The sequence below is a fragment of the Pyrococcus kukulkanii genome (assembly GCF_041647995.1).
Taxonomy (GTDB): Archaea; Methanobacteriota_B; Thermococci; order Thermococcales; family Thermococcaceae; genus Pyrococcus.
The window spans coordinates 95,913-120,983 of the sequence record NZ_JARRIB010000001.1; the positions used below are offsets into that span (position 1 = coordinate 95,913).

25 protein-coding genes and 1 tRNA gene are annotated in these 25,071 nt (G+C 42.2%); 10 read left to right on the top strand and 16 right to left on the bottom strand.

Translation table 11 applies throughout. From position 1 onward, the window contains the following. Positions 1–6 precede the first annotated feature (6 nt). From P8X24_RS00590 to amrS, 10 genes are all read right to left on the bottom strand, one after another. Positions 7–1,329, bottom strand: a complete 1,323-nt coding sequence (locus tag P8X24_RS00590; protein ID WP_372913598.1) for a pyridoxal-phosphate dependent enzyme — start codon at positions 1,327–1,329, stop codon at positions 7–9. Between the two features lie 4 nt (positions 1,330–1,333). Beyond that, the gene (locus P8X24_RS00595; protein ID WP_372913599.1) at positions 1,334–3,280 is read right to left on the bottom strand and encodes a beta-CASP ribonuclease aCPSF1; all 1,947 of its coding nucleotides are present in this window, start codon (positions 3,278–3,280) and stop codon (positions 1,334–1,336) included. Positions 3,281–3,293: 13 nt separating this feature from the next. Further along, positions 3,294–3,917: an archaeal proteasome endopeptidase complex subunit beta gene (gene psmB / locus P8X24_RS00600; protein ID WP_372914165.1), complete on the bottom strand. Its 624-nt coding sequence runs from the start codon at positions 3,915–3,917 to the stop codon at positions 3,294–3,296. 78 nt (positions 3,918–3,995) lie between these two features. Beyond that, complete coding sequence (trmY, locus tag P8X24_RS00605; protein ID WP_372913600.1) at positions 3,996–4,604, bottom strand: tRNA (pseudouridine(54)-N(1))-methyltransferase TrmY; 609 nt, start codon at positions 4,602–4,604, stop codon at positions 3,996–3,998. Positions 4,605–4,607: 3 nt separating this feature from the next. Beyond that, positions 4,608–5,504, bottom strand: coding sequence for a hypothetical protein (locus P8X24_RS00610; RefSeq protein ID WP_372913601.1), 897 nt, complete (start codon positions 5,502–5,504; stop codon positions 4,608–4,610). Positions 5,505–5,527: 23 nt separating this feature from the next. Next, entirely contained in the window at positions 5,528–6,322 is a 795-nt protein-coding gene (locus P8X24_RS00615) for an FKBP-type peptidyl-prolyl cis-trans isomerase (protein WP_372913602.1), read from the bottom strand. A gap of 55 nt (positions 6,323–6,377) precedes the next feature. After that, a complete protein-coding gene (locus P8X24_RS00620; protein WP_372913603.1) occupies positions 6,378–7,151 on the bottom strand; it encodes a hypothetical protein in 774 nt (257 codons plus the stop codon). A 40-nt stretch (positions 7,152–7,191) separates the two neighbouring features. Then, complete coding sequence (locus tag P8X24_RS00625) at positions 7,192–9,048, bottom strand: S-layer protein (RefSeq protein WP_372913604.1); 1,857 nt, start codon at positions 9,046–9,048, stop codon at positions 7,192–7,194. Between the two features lie 186 nt (positions 9,049–9,234). Beyond that, positions 9,235–10,035, bottom strand: coding sequence for a hypothetical protein (locus P8X24_RS00630; RefSeq protein ID WP_372913605.1), 801 nt, complete (start codon positions 10,033–10,035; stop codon positions 9,235–9,237). Between the two features lies 1 nt (position 10,036). After that, positions 10,037–11,083 (bottom strand): AmmeMemoRadiSam system radical SAM enzyme, encoded by a 1,047-nt coding sequence (amrS, locus tag P8X24_RS00635; RefSeq protein ID WP_372913606.1) that lies wholly within the window; start codon positions 11,081–11,083, stop codon positions 10,037–10,039. Positions 11,084–11,428: 345 nt separating this feature from the next. Between amrS and P8X24_RS00640 the strand changes: the two genes are divergently transcribed. From P8X24_RS00640 to P8X24_RS00650, 3 genes are read left to right on the top strand one after another with little or no spacing between them, the layout of a single operon-like run. Then, a complete protein-coding gene (locus P8X24_RS00640) occupies positions 11,429–12,346 on the top strand; it encodes a 2-dehydropantoate 2-reductase (RefSeq protein WP_372913607.1) in 918 nt (305 codons plus the stop codon). Beyond that, complete coding sequence (locus tag P8X24_RS00645; protein ID WP_372913608.1) at positions 12,324–12,962, top strand: TIGR00153 family protein; 639 nt, start codon at positions 12,324–12,326, stop codon at positions 12,960–12,962. Before P8X24_RS00640 ends, P8X24_RS00645 begins: the two co-directional genes overlap by 23 nt. A gap of 6 nt (positions 12,963–12,968) precedes the next feature. Next, complete coding sequence (locus P8X24_RS00650; protein ID WP_372913609.1) at positions 12,969–13,883, top strand: D-2-hydroxyacid dehydrogenase; 915 nt, start codon at positions 12,969–12,971, stop codon at positions 13,881–13,883. Here the strand turns inward: P8X24_RS00650 and P8X24_RS00655 are convergent. After that, complete coding sequence (locus P8X24_RS00655; protein ID WP_372913610.1) at positions 13,872–15,776, bottom strand: 1,4-alpha-glucan branching protein; 1,905 nt, start codon at positions 15,774–15,776, stop codon at positions 13,872–13,874. The two genes, P8X24_RS00650 and P8X24_RS00655, sit on opposite strands and share 12 nt — an antisense overlap. A 179-nt stretch (positions 15,777–15,955) precedes the next feature. Between P8X24_RS00655 and rqcH the strand changes: the two genes are divergently transcribed. The 3 genes from rqcH (at position 15,956) to P8X24_RS00670 (ending at position 19,234) form a co-directional block, all read left to right on the top strand. Then, complete coding sequence (gene rqcH, locus P8X24_RS00660) at positions 15,956–17,896, top strand: ribosome rescue protein RqcH (protein ID WP_372913611.1); 1,941 nt, start codon at positions 15,956–15,958, stop codon at positions 17,894–17,896. Beyond that, positions 17,893–18,336: a hypothetical protein gene (locus tag P8X24_RS00665; RefSeq protein WP_372913612.1), complete on the top strand. Its 444-nt coding sequence runs from the start codon at positions 17,893–17,895 to the stop codon at positions 18,334–18,336. The genes rqcH and P8X24_RS00665 overlap by 4 nt, the downstream gene beginning before the upstream one ends. 148 nt (positions 18,337–18,484) lie before the next feature. Then, a complete protein-coding gene (locus tag P8X24_RS00670) occupies positions 18,485–19,234 on the top strand; it encodes a hypothetical protein (protein WP_372913613.1) in 750 nt (249 codons plus the stop codon). On the opposite strand, the gene P8X24_RS00675 is transcribed toward P8X24_RS00670, so the two are convergent. After that, positions 19,203–20,036, bottom strand: coding sequence for an SPL family radical SAM protein (locus P8X24_RS00675; protein ID WP_372913614.1), 834 nt, complete (start codon positions 20,034–20,036; stop codon positions 19,203–19,205). The two genes, P8X24_RS00670 and P8X24_RS00675, sit on opposite strands and share 32 nt — an antisense overlap. 33 nt (positions 20,037–20,069) lie before the next feature. Here P8X24_RS00675 and P8X24_RS00680 point away from each other — a divergent pair, with 33 nt between their 5' ends. Beyond that, entirely contained in the window at positions 20,070–20,264 is a 195-nt protein-coding gene (locus P8X24_RS00680; protein ID WP_372913615.1) for a hypothetical protein, read from the top strand. A 205-nt stretch (positions 20,265–20,469) separates the two neighbouring features. After that, positions 20,470–21,252, top strand: a complete 783-nt coding sequence (locus P8X24_RS00685; protein WP_372913616.1) for a 4-phosphopantoate--beta-alanine ligase — start codon at positions 20,470–20,472, stop codon at positions 21,250–21,252. On the opposite strand, the gene P8X24_RS00690 is transcribed toward P8X24_RS00685, so the two are convergent. Genes P8X24_RS00690 through P8X24_RS00705 form a run of 4 tightly spaced genes read right to left on the bottom strand, consistent with a single transcriptional unit; the run spans position 21,249 to position 23,782 of the window. After that, positions 21,249–21,968, bottom strand: a complete 720-nt coding sequence (locus tag P8X24_RS00690) for a helix-turn-helix domain-containing protein (RefSeq protein ID WP_372913617.1) — start codon at positions 21,966–21,968, stop codon at positions 21,249–21,251. The genes P8X24_RS00685 and P8X24_RS00690 overlap by 4 nt on opposite strands. Before the next feature lie 44 nt (positions 21,969–22,012). Next, positions 22,013–22,585, bottom strand: a complete 573-nt coding sequence (udg, locus tag P8X24_RS00695) for a type-4 uracil-DNA glycosylase (protein WP_372913618.1) — start codon at positions 22,583–22,585, stop codon at positions 22,013–22,015. Between the two features lie 26 nt (positions 22,586–22,611). Continuing rightward, positions 22,612–22,971: a hypothetical protein gene (locus P8X24_RS00700; protein ID WP_372913619.1), complete on the bottom strand. Its 360-nt coding sequence runs from the start codon at positions 22,969–22,971 to the stop codon at positions 22,612–22,614. Between the two features lie 4 nt (positions 22,972–22,975). Then, positions 22,976–23,782 carry a sugar phosphate isomerase/epimerase family protein gene (locus P8X24_RS00705; protein WP_372913620.1) on the bottom strand — a complete coding sequence of 269 codons (807 nt, stop codon included), beginning with the start codon at positions 23,780–23,782 and terminating at the stop codon, positions 22,976–22,978. A 73-nt stretch (positions 23,783–23,855) separates the two neighbouring features. On the opposite strand from P8X24_RS00705, the gene P8X24_RS00710 reads away from it, so the two are divergent. Both P8X24_RS00710 and P8X24_RS00715 read left to right on the top strand, forming a co-directional pair. After that, a tRNA-Met gene (locus P8X24_RS00710) sits at positions 23,856–23,965 on the top strand. Between the two features lie 56 nt (positions 23,966–24,021). Next, positions 24,022–25,062, top strand: a complete 1,041-nt coding sequence (locus P8X24_RS00715; RefSeq protein ID WP_372913621.1) for an NAD(P)-dependent glycerol-1-phosphate dehydrogenase — start codon at positions 24,022–24,024, stop codon at positions 25,060–25,062. Positions 25,063–25,071: the final 9 nt, after the last annotated feature.

The window sequence follows — 25,071 nt, forward strand, 5'->3', positions numbered from 1 at the left end:
CCCCTCCTACTTCAAGTTCTCAATTAATCTAGCCCCTTTTTCTGTTAACTTATAATATATCCTTTTTCCTCTCCGGTAAGCTTCATCTATGAGGCCAAGATCCCGTAATTCCCTGATGTGCTGATGAACCGCCTGGTATTTAAGGGGTTTGTCAAGAGCTTTCCATATCTCATAAGCGTACATTTCTCTCCCCTTTAATATTTTAAGTATCTCAAGTTTAGTTCCACCAATTGAAAACTTTTCTCGACCTCCTTCTCCAGTCTTTAGCCCAGACCCAGTTACAACTAAAACAACTTTATCTCCTTTTTCTACAAACCCACTTTCACTAAGCTTTAAAAGAGCGGGCATTACTACTGCCGAAGACAGCTCAGCAAATATCCCTTCATTTGCTAATAATTTCTCCCCTTTATCTATTTCTTCTTCACTTACAATAACGGCGGTTCCTTTAGTCTCTTTTATCGCCTTTACGGCCCTTGATTTCATTATTGGGTTCCTAACATATAAACCTAGAGCTTTTATTTCCTTACACGCCTTTTTCACACCTAAGATTTCAGCTGCTATAGGATTACATTTATCAACCTGTACTGCCACTAACCTAGGCATTTCCCCTAAAACACCTATCTCAAGGAGCTCTCTAAAACCTTTATATATTGAATATAAGTAACTTCCACTTCCTGTAGGTACTACTACGTGAGTTGGATTTATTTCTTCCCATAGCTCATAAGCAATTGTCTTTTGGCCTTCAAGACCAATAATGTTGTCCTCTGGAGTTACGTTATAAAGACCATTTAGCTTTGCAATTTCTCTGGCATATTCTATCGCATCATCCACACTTTCTCCATATTTTATTATCTTTGCTCCAAAGGCTATCATCTGAATTAATTTACCTTTGTCTACCTTCCTGGGCACTATAACAAAAGCCTCTCTCTCGGCTCTTGCGGAATAAGCAGCAACTGAAGCGGCAGCATTTCCATCACTCGCTATTATAAACCCATTGGAGGCGTAGGGTAAACCGTAAGATACCGCAACGGTTGCGAGTCGATCTCGGAAGGATCCAGTGGGATTCCGTGTCTCATCTTTTATATAGACATCAACCCCAAGCTTTTCACTAATTCTTGCCCTTATTAGAGGTGTTCCTCCCTCTCTCAGCGATATTATTTTCTTAACTGGGGGTAAAAGTTCCTTATATCTCCAAACCCCAGGGATCCTTCTTTTCCATTTTTTAATGTCAATTGAAGAATAATCATAAGTAAGCTCTAGTTCTGCCCCACAAATACAAAAAGGAGGTATTATTTCCTCGTATTCCCTACCACATACGGGGCACTTCATAGGGTCACCTCAACCTTATTGTATCTAAGTTATTTGGAGCCCTTGTAGAGAGTCCAAATTTCTTATGTATACTTGTTGCAAGATCAAGACATTTCTGAGGCTCTCCGTGGACTGTTATTACCCTCTCAGGTCTTGGTCTTACTTTAGCAACGTAATTCATGAGTTCCCTTCTATCAGCATGACCTGAAAAGCCATCTATTGTATACACTTCCATATTTACTTTAATAACTTCCGTTCTACCTTCCTCCCCAACCATTGGGATCTCCCTAGCTCCGTTTTGAACCTGCCTTCCAAGGGTCCCTTCAGCCTGATAACTCACAAAGATTATCGAGTTCTTTGGATCTGGTGCTAATTGCTTAAAGTACTCAACGCTAGGTCCTCCCACTAGCATACCCGAGGATGCGATTATTATTGCAGGTTCTTTACTATCTATAATATCTTGTCTTTCCCTTGAGTTTGCCACTGGGTGGAATATCTCGCTTAGGAATGGATTATAGCCTTCCTTGAATATCTGCTCCCTAAGTCTCCTGCTTAAGTACTCTGGATAAGCCGTGTGAATAGCAGTAGCCTCCCAGATCATGCCATCCAAATAAATTGGGACGTCAATTCCCCCTATCCGTGCGTATTCTTCAAGAACCATCATAACTTCCTGAGCTCTTCCAACGGCCATTGCTGGAATCAGTACTTTTCCTCCCCTCTTGATGGTTTGGTGTATCACCTCGATGAGCCTTTTCTCTGCTTCTTCTCTTGGCATTTGGATGTCATTGCTTCCACCATAAGTTGACTCCATAATGAGGGTCTCGAGCCTAGGAAACTTTGCATTCGCTGGTTCTAAGAGTCTCGTTGGTATGAATTTAAAGTCTCCAGTTATTGCTATGTTGTGCAGACCATTACCAATGTGTAAATGGACTATCGCTGACCCCAAGATATGACCCGCATTGTGAAGGGTTAACCTGATATCTGGGGATATATCCCTAACTTCGCCATAATCAAGAGTTATTGTGTGTTTTATGACTTCCTTGATATCCCTAGGCCTATAAAGGGGCTCCTGGCCATTACTTTGCTGGATTTCTATGAAGTCTTTCTGAAGAAGAACCATCAAATCCCTAGTGGGAGGGGTGGTATATATTGGACCATCAAAGAGGTTGTACCTAAATAAGTAGGGAAGCATTCCACTATGGTCAAGATGAGCATGTGTAATTATTATTGCATCTAAGAGGCCTTCTTTTAGGATGTATTGAAACTCAGGTGCATCGAAGTGTGGAAAGGCTTTGTATGGATCGTTCATTGCAGCCACATTAACTCCAAAATCTACCAAGACAAAGCTCTCGTCAGTCTGCACCAAAAGAGCGCTTCTACCAACCTCCCTAAACCCTCCAAGACCTGTGACTCTTATCCACCTACTTTTGTATTCAGGTTTCCTATAGATGTTCCTCCCAACTTGCCTAAGAAACTTTCTTCTATCTTTGCTTTCGGTTTGAAGGATTTGCCTTATGGAATATATCGTCTGACTTTGTAGAGGAGGGGTTCTAACGACCCTGGGGGCCCATCTGACCTTTTGAGTTATTAACCTTAAGGTCTCACCATTTTTACCAATAACGAGACCAGGTTTCTTGGCCTCAATAAGCACCTCACCAACAGAAGGATCAAAAGAAATATTAGTAATCTCGGCCTCTTTAGGAACAATCTCGTATATCATTTTTTCAGCTTCTTCAGGGGGTAACAAAACTTCAGGATCTGGTCTAATACTTATCCTCTTTTTAAGAACCTTTGCCAGATCCTTAATTAACTCTCCGTTCTTCATTATAGCCTCAGGGTTTTTAACATAGATTACGAGCTCTGGTCCCTCAAACTCTATCTCAGTAATTCTTGCCTCCTTAGGAACCATTTGGCTAACAATAGCCCTAATGTCTTTTAGTATCTGATTAACTTGAGTTTCTCTCTTAATCAAATATATCACCCCCTCACTGTCTCAGGAATGTCTTCAGTTCCGAGTTTTGGACTTCTTTATAGCCCTCCTTAGTTATGGTCACTACCAGAATGCCATCTCCAGAGAATACATCCCTCTTTGTTGCAATATTAATGGCCTTAACTGCAAGTTTGATGCCCTCTTTTACACCAAGTTCCTTTTTGTATCCAGAATCAAGTACTGAATATGCAAATTCCATTCCACTACCCGCAGCCACATAATTGTCTTCTGTAACACCCCCCACCATATCTACAGAGAAAATTCTAGGCTTGTTATCATATCCCCCAACCAAAAACCATGCAGAATATGGAAAATACTTTGCCTCATTAAGAATATTTGCCAGCAACGTCGCTAGACCCTTAACACTCATTGGTTTTCCAACATTTGCCCTATATAACTTGGCTTCCGCCCTCAACAATCTCACCAAGTTAAGTATATCTCCAACATTGCCAGCCCCTGCTATGGCCAAGTGTTCATCTATCTTATGTATTTTGGTAACGTTCCTGGCGTACACAATATTTCCAAAACTTGCCCTTTTGTCGGCAGCTAGCACCACTCCATCTCTACAAACAATGCCTACGGTTGTTGTTCCTTTAAGTTCCTCAGTCAAGTGCAACACCCCTTTTGATATAGCTGTTCCAGAATAGAAGGAAATTTTCAGGAGGGAGATTTGATAGTACATTTATAAAACTTTCGACTATGGAACACCAAGCCTGTCTAGGTAAATGTTAACAAATGATATAACATGGGAAGTTAGGTATGCCCTGGGTCCTATGCTAATTTTCTCGGCAATCCCCTCTAAAAAGGATAAATCTTCCTTAGTTAAGCCCAAGTGATCCCCAAGTATAAAAGCCACATTATCTTTTGGAAACACAAACGTGGAAATATCCCTACCCTCTTCATCAAGGAGATATAGATTCATCTTCACATTTTTCCTAACGACGTCTTCAAAGGTCATTCTACTTATAAAAACCCCAGGGAGAACCTCAATTTCTTTAGTAGGATTTCTCATGTCCTTTCCAACCCTCAACGCCTTCCCAATTATCCTTGCAATTGAAATTTCATCAGGATTTAAAATTTTAGGTCTTATCTTTGATCCCTCGAATCTTATAGTCTTGGGAGGATCAGGAGGACCAAGAAAAGTAACGTAAACTCTAACATTTTTACGAAAAGAATGAGATAAATGAAACGCAGCATTTAATGCCCTACATATTAAGTCAATTCGCCCGCTAGTCCCTGGGAGATCCCTAAGACTAAAATCAAAGTCTGTATGAGCCTCGTTCGCCTTAATGATAAACACCCTCATATCTCACACCAGCAAATTTATTTGAGCCCTCATGACTCTATCTGAAACATCTACCTTACCTTCTTTAAAAATTATACCAAGTTCAAGCGGTCTTTCCGGCCTAGATCTTCTTCTGATTAAGATTCCTATCTCGTTCTCAATCCTATCAACATTTATCCTGGAAAGATGGAAGTACAAGAGCTGAAGAAAATTTCTATAGTCATGCATTTCTTCCAAGAATTCCTTATGTTCGAGAGGTAATCTCGGATATATATGCTTCATAAAGAACTCATAAAAGTGAGCAAAGGTCTCAAGAGAAATTGCGAAAAGGAGCCTATAAAATGTGGCATTTTTTGCATGGAACAGAGAATCTAAAATGAACACCGACCTTCCAAATATCCTCGATAGCTGAGATAACGGCATGTTGTAGAAATCCAACTCGAGGGTGGAGCCAATCATTTTCAACTTTACAAACTTATTCCCCTCAAATTTGAGATAGACCTCATCTCTAAAAGAATATATCTTCTTAGGGGGTTCCCTCATTGCCGGAATAATATTTGATAAAACAGAATAGGCTCTCCTTAGGTTATCTTGATTACCTATCAAAAGAGTTTCAATTCCTCTTATTGAGGTCCTCTCAACTGTATCAATATCTAAGTGGAAATCAAAGACTCTCTTCCATGCGGGCATGTTCGCCTCAGTAATTATTACTAAGTCAATTGGAGAGATCAAAACCTCTTTATCTATTCCTCCAAGTCTTTTCTTCAGCTTTATAACAGGATGAAAGTTCCTGGGGTATATTGGAGAAACTGGAACATTAGCTAGTTCTCTAAAAGCCAAAATTACACTACCCACTTTTTGAATGTCCCTCTCAGGGAGCCTTATTTTGAGATCATTCAATAACCTATCAACTCTATTCATGGTAAAAGATGAGGGAGCGAGGTTTAAGAGGATTGCGCCTCATCACCCTCTCCTTCTTCCTCTCCTTTCCTCTCTTCTTTCGTCTCTTCAGGTTGAGCTTCAACAACTTGATCTTTTGGCTTAAGTAATTCCTCCATAGTTGGCTTGAACTCGACTTTTTCGTATCCGATGAACTTTATGTCACTCTCAAGAAGAATTTCTCCCAAAATGAGGGTTTTTGGATCTATCTTGACCTTGGTAAAGTCTATTTTGACATCTTTTTCACCCACTTCAATTATAACATCGTTAGTGTTAATCATTGGCAGTCTAAGTCCTATCAGCGCCTTTATCTTTTCTATTGGATCCTCTATTTTTTCCACAATTTCAACTTCATAGATTAACGTCTTTCCTGCTAAGGGATGGTTAAAGTCGACTCTAACTCTTCCTCCACTTACTGTCAAAACTCTGCCCTTTAGTTTCCTTCCATCATCTGTTGTCACTTCTACCTCAAGCCCAGGAAAAGGCATAATCCCCTGTTTTCTAAACTGACCAAGGGTAAATACTTTTATTAATTTTGGATCTCTAACTCCGAACCCCTCTTCTGGGGGAACTTCTATAGTGTACTTTTTCCCAACTTCGAGACCAACGAGTCTTCTATCTAATCCAGGTATAACATGACCTGCTCCAACAGCAATTGGGACTGGACCATAAACTCCCTTAGGATTATAAATCCCAGCTTCCTTTGCTATATTCTCATAAGTAGTGTCAAATATCTCCCCCGTTTCCTTTACCTTGCCTGTATAGTGTAGCCTAATGACATCTCCTTTCCCCACTTTCATTTTTATCCCCCACTCCGGCTATCGAGGGTTAATTTTTAAGTTTTCCCAAAAGTTGTTAAGAAGAGATTGTAATGTTTAAGAGTTTTTCAATTAGCACTGCCTCTGCCCTCAATGCCCCATCAGTTTTACCTTTTAGTACTATAAAACCGGGTCTAAGTATCAGTACCTCATTTGAAGTAACTCCTTCAGCAGGCCCCATTAGTACTATGCAAAGATTTTCTTTATTCCCAAGTTTTCCAAGCCCTATTTTAGCTTTCGTTAAAAAGCTTAGGTACCTTATATTTTTCCTCTTCATAGTCTCCTCATAGGCATACTGTTTAGCAGACTCATTGTTAAGCCCTTTTTTCAAAGCTTCCCAATAGTAATATCTCTTAAAAAGCATTGAAGTTATAACACTAATTTCAGAAACAGCCAACGTTCTATCCTCACAGTTTCCTAAGAAGGACTTAGGATTTGAAGAGCATACTCTAACCTCTGGAGACCCTACTACTATTGTAAATTCTTCATATTTAGATAGCATCGTTAAATTTAAATCGACCTCAGGAATACCCGTTATGTACCCTTTTACTTCAATTAAGTACCCCTTAGATCCTTTGGGAGGCTCCCACCCCTTAACTGTAAGGTTAACATATTCTACAGGGCTTAAAACGAGGAACTTAGGTCCCACATCCTCAAGAGGAGGATATTGAATGACAATATATTTACTAACAAAAACCTTCTTGTTTGGGTTAATCACATCATTAAACTTAGAATAACCATATATGTAGTAGCTAACAGTCCCCCCAAGTACAATTACAAGTAAAAGGACAACTAGAACACTCCTCTTCAACTTAGAACCTCCCTAATAACAAAGAAAAGAAGTTAAAGAATCAGAGCTTTGAGATGTACTCAAGTAGGGCCTCAGCAGCAGCTCTGGTTCCTTCTCTGTCAGTGCCAGCGACAAGGACGACGCCATAACCGCCGATCTTACCGCACTCTGGCTTGTAGATGACCTGGCCGCTCTCAGCACCGGTGCCATACTTCTCCTTCCAGCCCTCATAGTCTGCTGGAACACCAAGGTCTTCTGCCAAGGCGGCAGTTACCTTGTTAACAACTGGGCCACCAACGAGGATAAGGTTGCTCTTGACGTTCTCAAGACCCTGCTCCATGACCTCGGTGTCAAGGACTGTTATTGGCTCAGTAATCTTGTTTGCTATGTAAGCCTTAGTTGGGCTGAATTCAACCTTGATGTCCTCAACCTTGTATCCAGTGTCACTGATCTCGTCTCCAAGTGAGACCGTCTCGACGTCGTACTGCCTCTCAGCCGGCTCAATGTAGACATAGGCTTCCATTGCGTAAGCCTTCTTATCATCCGATCTCTTCTTAGGCCCATAGATTGTTGACTTGTAGTCGACAACATAGGTATCGAAGAGCTTTACAGTGTCGCCTGAAAGTGATTCTTTGTTCTTAAGGGCGAGCCACTTAATTGCTCCGTCCTCAACCTTGAACTCTGCTACCCAGCCTGAAACTACTTCATCACCGCTCTTGAAGACCTTAAGGTCGGTCCAGACGTGTAGCTTAACGCTTGTGGTTCCAGCGACTCCGACGAATGTGTCAAGGAGCTTAATCCTAATTCCTCCATCGAAGAGGACTACTGAGTCTGTCCCTCCTTCTTCTAGGGATAGTGAAACGGTCTCCTCATCGCCACTTGGACTTACGACCTTGAGGAGAGCCTTGTCCTTGTAAGCGTCAATGTCAAGGATGATTACCTTGTACCCATCAAATTCTGCAGTCTGGCCTCTATTATAGTAGTCCTCTCCCCAGTCCTTACCGTAGGTGAAGCAATCGTCACATGTTTTTCCGTTTACAACGTCCTCTCCGACCTTTATTATTGGGAACTCCTTGTCCAAGATCTTGAGAGTTGTTCCGTCAGTGACTCCAGTGTCATCTACAACAGTCTTATTGATGATCTTGTAGTCCTCATAGTCTGGATAATAGATCCCCAGAGTTGAGTTATCGAGCACTAAGTTTGTAATTAGGTTGTCCTTTGGAGTTGTGCTCTCCTTGGTTATCTTATCAGTCGTGGTTGGGCCCTCAATTGTGTAGTTGTATATGACAAATGAGATGTTAGCAACTACTTCGGGAACCTCTACCTCGAAGTCTTTGAAGTCTTCTATCTTCTTTTCTTCGGTCTCATTTATGCCAACAAGCTTAATCCCACTGAGCTGAAGTGCAGCTGAAAGCTCGGTATCATCAAGCATCGCAACGTTGTCAACCCTCATCTTCAGGTAATTACCGCTGTCCTCACTAGCGTTGTAGAGGGCATCAGCCCAAACTGAATTCTCAAAGTTTGCTGAGAAATCGGATCCGTTCCACCAAGCCTGGACATCAGTAAGGTTCATGTCCTCAGTATACAAGTGAGCTGAGTTCGTGTCATAGTTGTTGAATACAGGTATCTTACCAAGTGCTTCTGTTATGTCCTTCTTCACAACGACACTAACGTCTTCAACCTTAATGTCCTTCTCCGTGTAGAGTAGGCTTCCTATTGCAGCAGCTATGTCAGCTGCACTCACAACATCCATAGCAGCTCCTTCGCTACCAACAACAATCTTAACGTTTGGTTGGCCATCCTTAACGAAGAATTCCTTTGGAATCTCGGGAACCTGAGGCTGAGCTGAGGCAAGGCCAAGGGTTGCACCAGCCACTGCGGCACCAACTGCAAGTGCCGCGATTTTCTTTACCTTCACTCCCAACACCTCCTAAAGTTGTAGTATCTGCCCTAGGTGGGCTCACTTAAATCCTGGCCATGTAAGGTATAAATACTTTTCGGTTCCAAACCCTTTCTAATGATTAAAAAAGCTCGCTAATTGCCGTAATAAATAAGAGGGGCTTCTTTCCATGTCTATAGCTATTTCGGTGTTTGCCGATAATATCTACTTTTCAATTGCCAAAAAAGGTCTATGAATTAATTCATTAACCATTGCGGCTAATTCAGATAAGGAATTCTGTAGCTCATTTGGAGTTACCTCTATTATATCAGGTTCAACTATTACTATGCCCACAGGAGCATATTTTGCCGTCAATATAAAAAGAGTTTCAATGTTAGATAACAGCTCAAAGGCTATTAAGAGCTTTACTCTCTTTTTATCCTCATGTTTTATTTCCTCCATTAATTTTGAGGCAAACTTGTTGATATATGCACCTTCCAATGACAAGGCTTTTTTCATGTTCTCTTCGATCTCATCTTTATCCTTCCCATAAGCCTCAATTACAAACCTATACCTAATAAAGCCCTTTTCAGTTATCATCTTTTCAACTTCTTCGTCTTCATATCCTACCTTTGGAGCAGGAAGTGAAGAAAGATCCGGATAAGCAGCCAAGCTTCCGAAATTCTCCATAAGTTTACCCATAAATGAAGAAATACCCGCAAGTACATCTACCAACTCTTCCGCTCCAATTTCACTCCCATCAACCTCTTCAACATCAACAATGCTTGGCCCATACTTTAAGACAAGTTTAATGATATCTGATAGATCACCCCTGAATTTAGCTTCTAGAACTACCGAATACCTAAACTTAGGATCCTCAGTCTCTATTATATCTTCCCTTTTGGCACTTAAGACTTCAATTTTCTCTTTTCTTAGCTTCTCTTCAATCTCAGAAATCGCAGTTTCTACGGCTTTCTTATCATTTCCCATGGCCTCAATATAAAAAGTACACGTTAATTTTATCATATTACCACCACATTCCCCTGTACTTCTTCCTTTTATATTCTCCGATTATGGGGATACTTTTCCCACAATATTTACATTTACCTCCCTGTATCTCGTACCTTAAGATCTCAAATCCCCACCTTTCTATCAGTAATTCTCCGCATCTTGGACAGTACGTGTTTTCACCCTTATGCCCTGGCACGTTTCCGAGGTACACGAACTTCAACCCTTCCTCCCTTGCTATCTTATAAGCTTTTTCTAAAGTCTCAACGGGGGTTGGAGGTAGGTGCAATAATTTATAATGTGGAAAGAACCTTGAGAAATGGACAGGAGTGTCATCACCCAAGTTATTCACAACCCAACGGGCAAAGTTCCTTATTTCTTCATCCCGATCATTTAACGTTGGGATTATCAAATAAGTCAGCTCCACATGAATTCCAAACTCATTCTTTGCTATTTCGGCTACCTTTCTGCTTGGTTCACCACTAGGAACGCCAGCTATTTTCATATAAAACCTATCGTTAAAGGCCTTTATGTCAATGTTCATGGCATCTATATAAGGAGCTAACTCTCTGAATGGTTCTTCGTTTATATAACCATTTGTAACTAAAATATTATTTAATCCTTCTTTTTTGGCAAGCTTTGCCGTGTCAAGGACGAACTCATACCAAATTGTTGGTTCATTGTACGTGTAAGCTATGCTCTCGCATTCATAATGTTTCGCTAACCTAACTATTGCCTCGGGGGTAGCATCTTGAAGGTAAGGAAAGCTTTCATCAGCTTGACTTATTTCCCAGTTCTGACAATGCTTACAATGCATATTGCATCCCACAGTGCCTATTGAAAAGGCACAGGAACCTGGCCAAAAGTGGAAAAGAGGCTTTTTTTCTATAGGATCAAGAGCTATAGATGAAACCTTCCCATAATTCAGGGCATACAATTTTCCATTAATATTTACCCTAACCCTGCAGGATCCCCTTTTTCCTTCATTTATAATACAATTTAGGGGGCAGAGATGGCACCTTACTTTTTTACCATCTAAAGGTTCCCAATATTTTGCCTCCTTCATAACTGAATGTATATTCGGGATCAACCTTTTAAATCTCTACCTTTCTCCCACTATGTAATTTTGGATTAGTGTTGAACCAGAACATCTTCTGATTGGCCGTGACTTTTGTGTAGATCGTTATGGCCAACTTTCCCTCCTCCCGCCTCCATCCTGAGCTTTCAGGGAAACGCTGGCTCTCACTCCCCCAAGACACCAACAGCATCAACTCAGGCTTAGAACTGTACAACTCCAAAGACTGCCAATTAACTAAAGATTAAATTACAAAAACAAAGAAAGTAGTATTAATTCCATGATTAAATCTATAAAGATCCCCGTTATGAAACCTAATTATGGGGGAGTATTAAATTGGAGATATATATCCTTGGAGCCGGGGCAATAGGGTCGCTATTTGGTGGTCTTTTAGCGAGGACTGGAGCGGAGGTTCTTTTAATAGGAAGGGACCCTCATATAAGATCGATTAAAGAAAGGGGTCTAATCATAAAAGGGATCGTTAATGAAGAAATAAGGATCAACGCGACAACATCAATCCCTAAAGAAAAGCCTGATCTCATAATATTATCAACGAAAGCATACTCAACTGAAGACGCACTAAAATCTGCAAAAGACATCGTTAAAGAAACCTGGGTTTTGAGCATTCAAAATGGAATAGGCAATGAAGATAAGGTACTAAGGTTTGGAGGAAAAGCTATTGGCGGGATCACAACCAACGGTGCCATTCTTAAAGAGCCGGGAGTAGTTGAATGGAGGGGAAAAGGGATTACCATCATAGGCCTATATCCCCAGGGACACGATGAGTTTATTGGTGAGATTGCAGAGCTTTTTAATAAAGCGGGGCTTGAGACCCATATTACTAACAATATTATTGGATGGATTTGGGCAAAGGCAATAGTTAACTCCGCCATAAACACAATTGGGAGTATATTAGAGATAAAGAATGGGGTCATAAAAGACAATCAATACTTACTATCCGCAGCCATGGAAGTTATAAAGGAAGGATGTAGGATTGCATTAAAAAATGGAATAGAGTTTGAGGTTCCACCAATGGAACTATTTTTTCAAACCCTAGAACAAACTAAAGATAACTACAATTCGACGCTTCAAGATTTATGGAGGGGTAAACGAACCGAGATAGATTATATAAATGGCAAAATAGTCGAGTATGGGAGGTACGTTAATCTTGAGGCACCGCTGAATTCTCTCCTGTGGGCTCTTATAAAAGCAAAAGAGGAGCTGAGAAGCAATGTTCGGTGGGAAGGAAAATGATGTGTTTACTAAGATTGAACACCACTTAAACGCAGTTGAAGAAACATTGGAAAAATTTAGAGAAATGTTCCATGCCTACTTAGACATGGATATCCAAAAAGCTGAAAATCTACTTAAAGAGGTCGAGAGAAATGAAGGAAAGGCAGATGACCTTAGGAGAGAGATTGAATTAATGCTGTATGCTGGAGCATTTATCCCAGCCAATAGAGGAGATTATATAAGGCTTAGCGAACTTATAGATAATATAGCAGACGCCGCAGAAAGTGCAGCTCACACTCTAATTTTTGCCAAACCAAATGTTCCTAAAAATCTTAGAGAAGACCTTCTCAAGCTTGTTAGTGAATCGCTCAAAACATTTGAATATTTAAAACTCTCAACCCTAGCCCTTGAAAAAGATGTGGACAAAGCATTAAACTTAGCAAAAGAGACTGAGATACAAGAAGAAAAAGCTGACGAAATCGAATATGAAGTACTTAGGAAAATTTTCTCAGACAAAGACATTTCAACATACGCAAAGCTTATCTGGAACCAAGTAATCACAAAGATTGGTGACATTGCCGATAGGGCTGAGGATGCATCCGACCATATAATGTTGATGGCAGTTAAAAGGAGGTGACAAGCTATGAAGGTGCTTGTCGCGGCTCCCCTACACGAAAGGGCGATTCAGGTTTTGAAGGATGCAGGATTGGAGGTCATCTACGAGGAGTATCCTGATGAAGAAAAGTTGATTGAGCTTGTCAAAGACGTTGAGGCTATAATTGTTAGGAGCAAGCCAAAAGTCACTAAAAAGGTTATAGAAAATGCTCCAAAGCTTAAGGTCATTGCAAGGGCAGGCGTGGGTTTGGACAATATCGACGTCGAGGCGGCAAAAGAAAGGGGTATTGAAGTTGTAAATGCTCCTGGGGCTAGCTCAAGGAGTGTTGCTGAGTTAACAGTTGGATTAATCTTCGCTGTGGCAAGAAAGATAGCCTACGCCGACAGGAAAATGAGGGAAGGAGTTTGGGCAAAAAAGGAGTGCATGGGTATAGAACTCGAGGGCAAGACAATAGGAATCGTAGGGTTCGGGAGGATTGGATATCAGGTTGCAAAGATAGCTAAGGCTCTAGGAATGAACATCCTGCTATATGATATATATCCAAACGAGGAAAGAGCGAAGGAAGTTGGAGGAAAGTTCGTTGATCTTGAAACTCTGCTTAAGGAGAGCGATGTGATAACACTCCACGTCCCACTACTGGACTCCACATACCACCTGATAAACGAGGAAAGGCTCAAGCTAATGAAGAAGAATGCGATATTAATCAACGCATCAAGAGGAGCAGTTGTCGACACGAACGCACTGGTTAAAGCCCTTCAAGAAGGATGGATAGCAGGAGCAGGATTAGATGTTTACGAGGAGGAGCCATTACCCAAGGATCACCCCCTAACAAAGCTTGATAACGTCGTCTTAACTCCACACATAGGAGCTTCAACATATGAGGCACAAGAAAGGGCTGGAGTGGAAGTAGCAGAAAAAGTCGTGAAAATATTAAAAGGCTAATTTCATTCTTCTAAATATCTTTTTTAGCCTACTCCTGGGTATTCCTGTTTTCTTTGCAAGATCCTCTATCCTCCATTTAGAGAGCTCTTTTAGAGAGTTTATTCCAGCTTTTTTAAGCCTCTTTACTGTTTTAGGACCAATGCCCTTTATCGATAGCAGGAACTCCTCGAAACTCACGGTATCCTCACTCTGACCACTTGCGAACCTCCCCTCTCCCCTTTCTCCAGTTCCAGTTTCTGGAGGTATCTTGGGAGGCTCTATATACTTCGGGACCTCAGGAGGAGCCTCACTAATATAGGGGCCAAGTACAATTGGGCTGAAAACTTTATCTCTGTCCTCAACCTCTTCAAGTAACTCCATCTCTTCGAATGTTCCGGTCTCCATGTATTCTTCTAAAGCGTTTGCAAGCCTATGGAAGACGTGGGCATGCTCTAAGAGCCTTTTCTTTCCATATTCTTTGGCTTGGCCGGTAGTTATAAGGAACTGCCAATCGCTGGCCTCTATGAGCAACAGCTCCCTACCCAGCTGATCGAGGACCCTGTCAGTTAGATCGTCTCTGCCCAGGTACCTACTCACAAGTGACACCATTCTCCTCTCGGCTAAGTGTATTATCGGCCATGTCCACTCAACCTCTGGATTCCACCATGTGTAGTGTGTTCCAAACATTCCCCAGGATCCCTCTGGGAGTTCTATTTCATACTTCTCGCCGGAATACGAATCTAAGAAGTTGCTTATCGTCGTCGTCTTTATTCCCACTTCAGGGGCTAACTCCAGAACCCTGGCGAGCCACTTAATGCCTTCAAACCACCAGTGGCCAAACAGCTCTGTATCGTAAGGTGCTACCACTATCCCCTTATCTCTTTCTCTCCTCTCGAACTCTTCTAACAGGGATTTAACGAGAGATATGAAGTGCCTCGCATGTTCTTCAACCCTTTCCAAAGCTTTTTCTGGTTCATAGGGTTCTTTTGCCCCAAGATCCTTTGTTCCAGTGACTCTCCAGTACTGTCCTCCACTTTTCTCTGCCCTCTTATGAAACTCCCTATACCAGAAGTCCCCAGGATATCCAATGTCAGCACTCCAGACTTGAATTCCTGTTTCCCTATTCCTTGCAAACACCGCAACTCCATTCTTAAGGAAGTAAGGCCTCAGAGTTGATTTCTTGGTTTTTGCTGGAAGAACTTTTCCATATTTTGATGTCGCAGGCCCTTCATCGACGAGATGACTCTCGACAAAGAAGTATTCTATACCGTACTTCTTCAAGAAGTGCTCTATCCCCTTCCTCCACCTAACCTCACCGCTACTGGGACTTCTCCAAAAGCCGTCTGGTCTGTAAGCACACTCAGGTAACCAAATACCCCTTGGCCTTCTCCCGAAGTACTTCTCGTACGTCTTGATCCCATTAAGTATCTGGGCCTCTATTGCTTCATCTCTATCAAGGAGGGGAAGATAGCCGTGGGTTGCTGCTGAGGTGATTACCTCAACGTAGCCGGCATCCTGAAGCTCTCTAAATTTACCTAGAATATCCCCGTTTATCGACTTCCAGTAGGAGTAAACCCTCTCGAAATAACCAATCATGTAGGAGATTGCCTCTTTGAGCTTGACGTCCTCGAACTTTTCAAGATCTTTAGCCATGGCCCTTAGCTTTCTCTCCATATACTTCTCGAACTCACTCTTTAGGTATTCGTCATTTAGTTGCTCCATGAGAACCGGTGTGAAGCTTATGACAAGTTCGAACTTCACACCTTTCTCCCTCAGTTTTTCGAGCTCCATGAGAAGGGGCAGATAGCTCTCTGAGATTGCCTCAAAGAGCCACTCCTCTCCAAAGGGCCACTTGCCGTGCTTCCTAACGTAGGGAATATGAGTGTGCAAAACAAATGTTAAATATCCTTTCATGGTCTTTCCCCTAACAAAAAGTTCTTGGAGTAGTATTTAACGATTTCGCAAATTTCCTATCTTTATTTCCCAGAAAATGATTTATCTACATAAAACACCATGATTTATGGAGTGACGTGAGTTTTACAAAATCCCAGGAATTTATAAAAATGGAGACACAATCAAGTGGGGGGAGGAATTTGAAGGAAAGTATGACGAGCGTCGACGTTAAATACGTCGTTGAAGAGCTCAAAGGTATCGTGGGAAGCAGGGTCGATAAGGTTTATCATGAAGATAATGAGGTAAGAATAAAACTTCACAAAGCTGGAGAGGGAAGAGTTGACCTTGTGATTGAGGCCGGAAAGAGAGTGCATGTAACTACGTATATCAAGGAAAACCTACAGCCCACAGCATTCGCAATGCTCCTTAGGAAACATATATCAGGGAAGTTCCTCACAAACATAGAGCAGAGGGAATTTGACAGAATTGTGATACTACACTTTGGAGAATACAAACTAATCGCCGAGCTTTTCGGAAAAGGAAATATCGTGCTCGTAAACAATGATTGGGAGATCATTGGAGCTTTGAGGTACGAGGAATTCAAGGATAGGAGAATTAAGCCAAAAGTAAGGTATGAATTTCCACCAACACGTGAAAATCCGCTAAAGATAAGCTTTGAAAGATTCCTGCAACTGATAAAGGAAGAGGACACTGAGATAGTTAGGGCCCTAGCAAGAAAACTCAGCATCGGTGGGCTCTATTCTGAAGAAACACTTCTAAGGGCTGGAATTGAGAAAACAAGAAAGGTCGGTGAGCTGAAAGATGAGGAGTTAAAGAGGATATATGAAACGATGCTCAATATCTTAAACTCCGAAAAGAAACCGAACATAGTATTTAAAGGTAAAGAGATGGTAGATGTTGTACCCATCGATTTAGTCTGGTACTCCAATTACGAGAAGAAGTTCTATGACAGCTTTAGTAGGGCGCTGGATGAATACTTTGGCAGACTGACTATAGAGAAGGCCAAGAGGAAGAGAACTCAAGAACTTGAGGAAAAGAAAAAGGCACTGGAAATTTCCTTAAAGAGGATAGAGGAGCAGATTAAAGGCTTCGAAAAAGAAGCCAGAGAAAATCAGGAAAAAGGAGATCTTTTATATGCCAATTATACGTTCGTCAAGGAGATTCTCGAGAGCATTAGGAGTGGGGTTAAGAAGCTTGGTGTTGAGGAGGTTAAGAGAAGGGTGGAAGAAGCCAAGAAGAAGGGCTACTCCTGGGCTAAGAGTATAGCGGAAATTAGGGATGACAGTCTAATACTGATTCTAGATGGAAAAAAGGTAAGGCTCAACATTAACCAATCACTCGAGGAGAACGCAGAGACATTTTATGAGAAAGCTAAGAGGGCAAGACAAAAGCTAGAAGGGGCGAAGAAAGCCTATGAAGAAACAAAGAAGAAGATAGAGAATATAGAAAAAGAAATTACAGAGAAAGAACAAACGATTTCAGTTAAGAAGCTCGAAAAAAGAAAGAAGAAGTGGTTCGAAAAGTTCAGATGGTTCATAAGTAGCGAAGGATTCCTAGTAATTGGGGGGAAGGATGCAACGACAAACGAAATAGTTGTAAAGAGATACATGGACGAGAACGATCTCTATTGTCACGCAGACATTTGGGGAGCCCCCCACGTTGTGATAAAGGACGGACAAAAGGCTGGGGAAAAGACGATATTCGAAGCATGCCAGTTCGCAGTTTCTATGAGTAGAGCCTGGAGTGAAGGGTTAGCTAGTGGTGATGCTTACTGGGTTTATCCAAGTCAAGTCAGCAAGCAGGCACCAGCGGGAGAGTATCTTCCAAAGGGTGCATTCATGGTTTATGGAAAGAGGAACTGGTTACATGGAATACCCCTTAAGCTGGCCGTTGGGATAGTTGATTATGAGGGAGAGAACTTAGTCATGTGCGGACCCGTAGATGCCGTAAAAGCGCACGCAAGGAGATATATCGTTATAAGACCCGGGGATACCAAGAAGAGTGAGCTCGTAAAGAGGATAAAAAAGATATTTGAAAAGTGGGGGTATAAAGTTCCCGAAGAAGACATTATGGCTGTTCTTCCTCCCGGTGGGGGAGACATCATGGAGGTGGTGGAATGAAGCTGATGAGGCTCTATTCTATTGCCCAGGAGTTAGCTAGAGACTTAGTATTTGAGGTAGACGATGAAGTTATCACCCTCTCAATAAAAGGCGTGGTGATAGCGAATGTTCCATCAAAATCTTACAACTTCTCCTTTTTTGAGGTATCTGAGAGCGAGTTCATACTTGCCCTTCAAGCCTTCGGATATATTGTATACCTAGGAATCGAAAGCGATGCAGAGCTAAATGAAGAAGCATACCCATCAATAGTTCAGATTTTAATATCGGAGCTAATGCCCCACGTTAACGCACTGATAAGAGAGGCCGAAAAGATAAGGTACAGAGGGAGCGACATGTTGCTCGATGATAACATGTCTCCCACCCTAAAGGAGGCTATGTACGATATTCTGATTAAGCATAGAAAGGGGAGAACGCCCTACGAGCAGTTCGAAGTTGCTTAGAAATTATACAATATTTATTGTAGAAATTGCAAATGTTTAATAATAATTTTAAGTTTTTTTCAATTACTTGACGATATGGCACCATTTTGCTAAATATTTTACAAAATTCTTAAATACATCTTAAACACATGATAAATGGTGAAAAAGCATGATAACCTACGAAGGGCCGAGAGACTATGAGTTCGCTGTAATTCCTCATGCAAAGAAGTTTATTGAAGAGCTTGATGCACTTGGAATAAAGGTTAGGGAGTTTTTAATCCAGGGTAAGATATTAACTATAAACGGGTACTTTGTACTGCATTTGCAAGGGGAGCTAATAATAGAGAAGGCAGGTCTAATGTTCAAGGCCCTCCCCCAAGTGCTAGCAGAGTTTGTTGAAGATATGAGAGAAGGCATAAGAAAAGAGCTAAAGCCTTTGGGCATGTTTGTTTATCTAAAGCCCTCAGATGTAAGGGTCATATATGAGGAGAGGCCAAAAGCCAGTGAAAGCCTCATTGTTGATTGTCCTGAGGAAATAAGGAGGGAGTGCGAGAGGTTTGGAAGAGGCCTTCTGATAGACCTCAAGGATAAAGGGATCGCAGTAGACACATTGGTGGTTTCCTCCTACATAGTTGGAAGAACTCTAAAAGTCCGAATAACAGTTGTCCCAGGCAAAGAAATAGAGGGGATTGAGGATGTTGTTAAGAAAAAGATCACCTACCTTGAGAGGGTAGTGAAAGAGTACAATGTTTCGCTGGAAAAAGTCGAAATAATAACTCCAAAGATAAAGCCAGTTCTAGGTTTTGTTCTCGTTAGGAAGAGGTCAATAGAAAGAGAGATTGATGAAATAATCCAAAACGAGGAAATTAAATCAGTTCTAACTAAAATCAGGGGACCAAATGTGAGCCATCACAGGTAGGATAAGAGTAATAACCCTCCCGACAAGAACCAAAGGTTATCCCCCTTCTCTCTATAAGCTCCCTTGCCCTCTGAAGTATAGTGAACCTTAAGTCCCTCTTTAAATAGTAGTAGCCTTCATACCTCTCCGTGTACAGGGGTTCGAGTTTCCTCATAAGTTCAGGAAACTTGGCACGCATCCTAGCCCCAATGTCAGGCCTGAGCTTCAACGTTGAAACAGTTATGTGACTAACGAAGTTTAAAGCCTTCAAAGTCTTCTCGAAGTCTTCCCACGTATAGAACGGTATTATTGGATCAATTCTGGCATAAACTGGAATTCCGGCTTTTTTAGCTTTTTTAAGAGCCTTTATCCTGTCCCTAGGAGAAGGTGCATTAGGTTCAAGCAAGCTTGCCTTCCTTTCATCGACAGTTGTAACGGTGATCCCAACGGCGCATCTTAGCTCGCTCAGTATATCAATATCCCTCTCAAATATATTTGATTTTGTCAAGAGCAGACACCTAACATCGTATCTCTTAAACAGCTCAAGAACCTTTCTAGTTACCCCAAGCTTTTCCTCTACTGTAGGGTAAGGATCGGAAGAGTACGACATGGCGATAATAAATCTCTTGTCAAACTTCCTTAACTCCCTCTCTAAGGAGGGTAGGAGACCCTCTTTAGTTCTAACTTTGAAGGCCTTAGGTATATAACTTGTTATATAGCAGTACACGCATGCGTGGTCGCAACCTGTATATGGGTTCAGGGTATATTTAAAGGGACACGTGCAGAGCTTTGACTTCCAAGGGTCGAATGGCCTTATGTACATCACTTCAAGGTTCGATGGGGAAATAAAAGTGTTATGAAGAAAGTAATGTCAGATGTTGCGAAGGGGGAGAGTAAGATGGGCTGGGAGGTAGGATATAGGAACTGTTCTATAAATGGTAACACAAGCGAACATTTGCTTGCTTTTGTTTTTGTAATTTTAAACTACTATTGTGGTGTGGTAGTCCCGGGTATGTTGGGTTCTAAGCCCGAATGGACACTGCGTAACTGAAGATGTGGGAGCCACAGTTCCCCCGGCAAAAGGTTAAAACAAGTTTAGCATTCTAGCGTTGGGATACCTTAGAGGGAGAGAACCAAAGATGAGAAACGCAAATGACCAATGATGAGCCTCCATCCCCACTGAGATGTGATGAGTGCACATCAGGCTGAGATAACCCTTTTCTACTCCCCTTTCTAACTTTCCCTTGGTGATTTAGGTGGTCAAAATACCGAAGAGTCACCCAAGATACTGGAGCCTCTACTACAGGGAGAAAATAATAGAGGGAATGGAGAAGGGGATAACGGCAAAAGCTGGCCTTATAGCCCACGGAAGAGGAGAAGCCTTTGATTATCTAATAGGAGAAAAAACCATTCCTCCAGCCGAGGAGGCAATGAAAGCTGCGGTTGCAAAGCTACTTCTAGCCAAGCATCCAGTTATCTCAGTAAACGGGAACGTCGCAGCTTTGGTACCAAAGGAAACTGTTGAACTGGCAAAGACCCTGGGAGCAAAACTTGAAGTAAATCTGTTTTATAGAACCGAGGAGAGAGTGAAGAAGATCGCAGAAGTTCTCTATGAGCACGGAGCTGAAGAGGTCTTGGGCATAAACCCAACGAAACTCATTCCAGGATTAGAAAGCGAAAGGGCAAAGGTAGATGAGAGAGGGATATGGAGGGCAGATGTTGTTCTGGTTCCTCTCGAAGATGGAGATAGAACTGAAGCCCTAGTTAGGATGGGAAAGTTTGTAATAACTGTGGATCTAAATCCGCTCTCAAGATCCGCGAGAATGGCAGATATAACAATAGTCGACAACATAATAAGGGCATATCCCAGGATGATAGAACTAGCAAAGGACATGAAATCCTGGGATAAGGAAAGGCTTCAAGCCATTGTTGGAAGATATGACAACTCCAAGGTTCTGAGCGATGTTCTGCTTCACATAAAAGATAGGCTAACTAGACTCGCAAGTGAGGGAGTATGGAGGAAAGAAAGGTTAGATTAAAAGCTTCCAACAAGTTTCCTAAGGCCAGCTATAAGCTCAGCTTCATTATCCGCATGGGAGACAACTAAAGGAACCCTTTCCTTTTCCGCAATTTTTACCGCGAGCTCGTCTAACCTCTTTACCCCATGGAGAACAACCATCGCTGGCTTAAGCCCCTGAACCCTCACCGCTATCATGGGGCTTCTCCCAGTGGTAACCTTAGTGAAAACTAGAGCCCTCTCCGTGGTCCAGCCGTACAGCTTTAAAAATTCCTCAGCAGACATTTCAAGTATAGCCTGTATGCTGTCAACGACGGTGTAGCCATAAATCTTCTTGTCCATTAAATCAGGATTTGCCACTATCTCGCCCTTAACGGCGTCGACTATGTCCTTCACTGTAACTGGGATGTTGAACTCCCTTATGTCGAGAATTGCGCTCGTTGGAATTTCTCCCCCAAGGGTTCTGCTGAAGGCCTTTATTACGTTTCCACCTCTCTTCTCGTCTATCTCTATTAAAGCCTCAACGAACTTTCTTATCGTCGATGCTCCCGGACTCTTCCGTCTCCCACCTTCATAATCACTGATCACGGAAGAAGAAACCCCAAGATATTCGGCAAGTTCAGTCTGACTTATTCCGAATATCTCCCTCCACTTTCTCATGGTTTTACCTGGATCAGGGGATAGGACAATCTCACCAGCTATCCTTCTAGCAAGAGCCTCTTTCTCCTTTTCGAACATGATAGTATTTTAACTAGAATGAATATAAACGTTTCGGCAATTGCCTAAATTCCCAAAGAATTCAAAAGCTCTTTCAACTTCTTGAAGTCCTCTTTTAGCTCTTCCCTCAGCTGGGGCCTATATAAAGCAACTGCGGGATGGTACATTGGGATTATGTAGACCTTCCCAAAGAGTGTTCTAGCTTCAAACACCTTCCCGTGGATCTTGCTTATTCCCTCAACTGAAAAGCCAAACTTCTTCAGAATATAGGAGGTGGAGAAGCGACCTAAGGTCACTATTACCTTTGGCCTTATTATATCTATTTGAGCATCAAGGTAGGGGGAACACGCTCTTATCTCCTCCTCAGTTGGATCTCTATTGTTTGGAGGCCTGCACTTAACTATGTTCGTTATGTAAACATCCTTTCTGCTAAGGCCTATGGAGGCAAGCAACTCATCGAGAACTTTCCCTGCCTTACCAACGAAGGGCAAGCCCTGCTGATCCTCCCAGTATCCTGGAGCTTCCCCAACGAACATTAGCTTGGCATCGTAGCTTCCCGAGCCAGAAACGGGATTAGTCCTCAATTGCCAGAGCGGACACTTCCTGCAATTCCTAATTTTCTCCTCGAGCTTCTTCATTAATTCCTCCTTTGAGGGCACAAGGATCACCTTTTAAGTGGTAGCCTTGCCTGGGAGAGATAAGCTTGAAGGAGCTCAACCCACGCAGTATAGTAACCTCTCTCATAATCGTCTCTGAACTCCTGGTTCTTTATTTCCTCAAACTGCTCAAGTAGCTTCTTTATTTCTTCAGGGTTAGGATCGTTTATGAGCCTGACTATTAAAGAATCAGGATCATTGTCTTTGATTGCACTCATAAATCCACTTATAGCTTTAAGATATCCCCTACCCCATTCATCTTCCTTTACAAGTTTCGCCAGCTTATCAAGATGTGATTTAGCCTTATCAAAATCTCTCCTAAGGAGAGCTCTTAAGAACATTTCCATCCTCATTTCCCTTGCAGGCATCACCTCACCTCCTAAGTCTCTGAATGAGGTCATCCTTAGGTGGTAAATTGTTGAATACCTTTGGATCTTTAACTTTGACAAGGATAGGAATAGTATCATCAAACATCTTGAGAACCTTTCCAAAGGGAATTTTGCCCTCGCCCGGTAGTAAATGGAGGTCACCCACACCGTATGCTAGGGCATCCTCTGGCTCAACTTGGGGAAACATCTTTCCAAAGTTATCATGGACAAGTAAAAGGATAGTTTTCTCGATACCTAGCCTTACATCTTCAAGTAGCTTATTTTCATCCCCCTGAGCGCTTAAGAATGCATGAGCAACATCTAGGGCAAAGCCAACGTTATCTCTATCAACATTGTCGATAACATAGAGGGTATCCTTGACACTAAACGTATTTTCTAGTGCTATCTGTATACCAAACTTTGAAGCTGTATCAGCGAGAGTTCTTATTGCATCAATTTCTAAGTCGAGCCTTCCAGTCTTGCCACTTTGCATTACCACAATCTTCGCACCTAACTTGATAGCTACATCCAATACAGCCTTAGCAACCTTAAAGTGCCTACTGTAGTATATACTGTCCCTTAGGTTTATTGATACTGGCATCCTAAGTATGTACTCAATCCCAACCCCTCTAAGGGCGGCTTCAACTTCTTGTAGATTGTTTTCAATAACAATTCCGTTCTTTATCAAACCAAGAGCGTGGGGAAATATCTGGACAAAATCGTAGTTTTTTATCTTAATTTCAGCAAGAATCGAGGGTAAAGTCCTTCCCTCCCTGATGAAATGGGGATATATGCTTACTCCAACTTTCATCCATAACTCACCTTGAGAGACCATCAAGCGAAAGACTTAAAAGTCTTCCGTGGGTGAGGTAATTCCGGGCAGTGCCGGGGTAGCTTAGCCTGGTCAAAGCGCCCGGCTCATAGGGCCACTCCCCCGTGAGGGGGAGCCTGAGAAACCGGGAGATCCGGGGTTCGAAGCCCCGCCCCGGCACCACTTTTTCTGAGCATAGGTATTTTTAAGGAGTTAGGCATAGATAAGAGGGGATAGAAATGCACTTAATGGAGTTTCCTAGGGAGGTTGTTCTTGGACATAACTTAATTCCCGAGGTTGTTAACATAGCTAAAAGGCTTAAACTTGAATCCCCTGTCCTAGTTGTTTATGGCCCAAAAACGAAAGAAATAGCAGGCAAAGACGTTGAAAGAGAGTTAAAATCAGCTTTTGACGTTCATTCCATCACTGTTAAAGAAGCAAACACGGAGAATGTGAAGAAGGTTCTTGCTAAAATAAGGGATCTGGGGATTAAATGGGCAATAGCGGTTGGCGGTGGAAGCATAATAGATGTAACAAAGCTTGCAAGCTACAAATCAGGCATCCCCTTTATCAGCTTCCCCACAACGGCATCACACGATGGAATAGCAAGTGCAAACGCATCGATAAAGGGGCTTGGGACAAAAACCTCAATAAAGGCAAGACCTCCGCTAGCAGTAGTTGCGGACATAGGGATAATAAAGACCGCTCCCAAACGATACTTAGCCGCAGGTGTTGGAGATGTTATCAGCAACATAACAGCTGTTAGGGATTGGAGATTGGCCCACAAGATTAGAGGAGAATACTTCAGCGAATATGCAGCTGCTTTAAGCCTAATGAGTGCGAAGATGGTTATGAGGGATGCCGAGGTAATAAGGCTCGGAGAAGATGAGGGAGTTAGAAAGGTCGTTAAGGCCCTTATATCAAGTGGAGTGGCCATGAGCATAGCAGGCTCCTCAAGACCAGCAAGTGGAGCTGAGCATCTCTTTAGCCACGCCCTCGATATGTTGCTCGACAAGCCCGCCCTTCATGGCGAGCAGACAGGAATAGGAACGATAATAATGGCTTATCTACACGGAATAAACTGGAAAAAGATAAAGGAAACCCTAAAAACCGTTGGAGCACCAACTACAGCGTACGAGCTTGGAATTGATCCAGAGATTATTATAGAGGCTTTGACAATAGCCCATACGATAAGGCCAGAGAGATACACGATTCTGGGAAGGGATGGCCTCACCAGAGAAGCCGCTGAGAGAGCTGCTAAAATCACGGGTGTAATTTGAGGAGGTGAT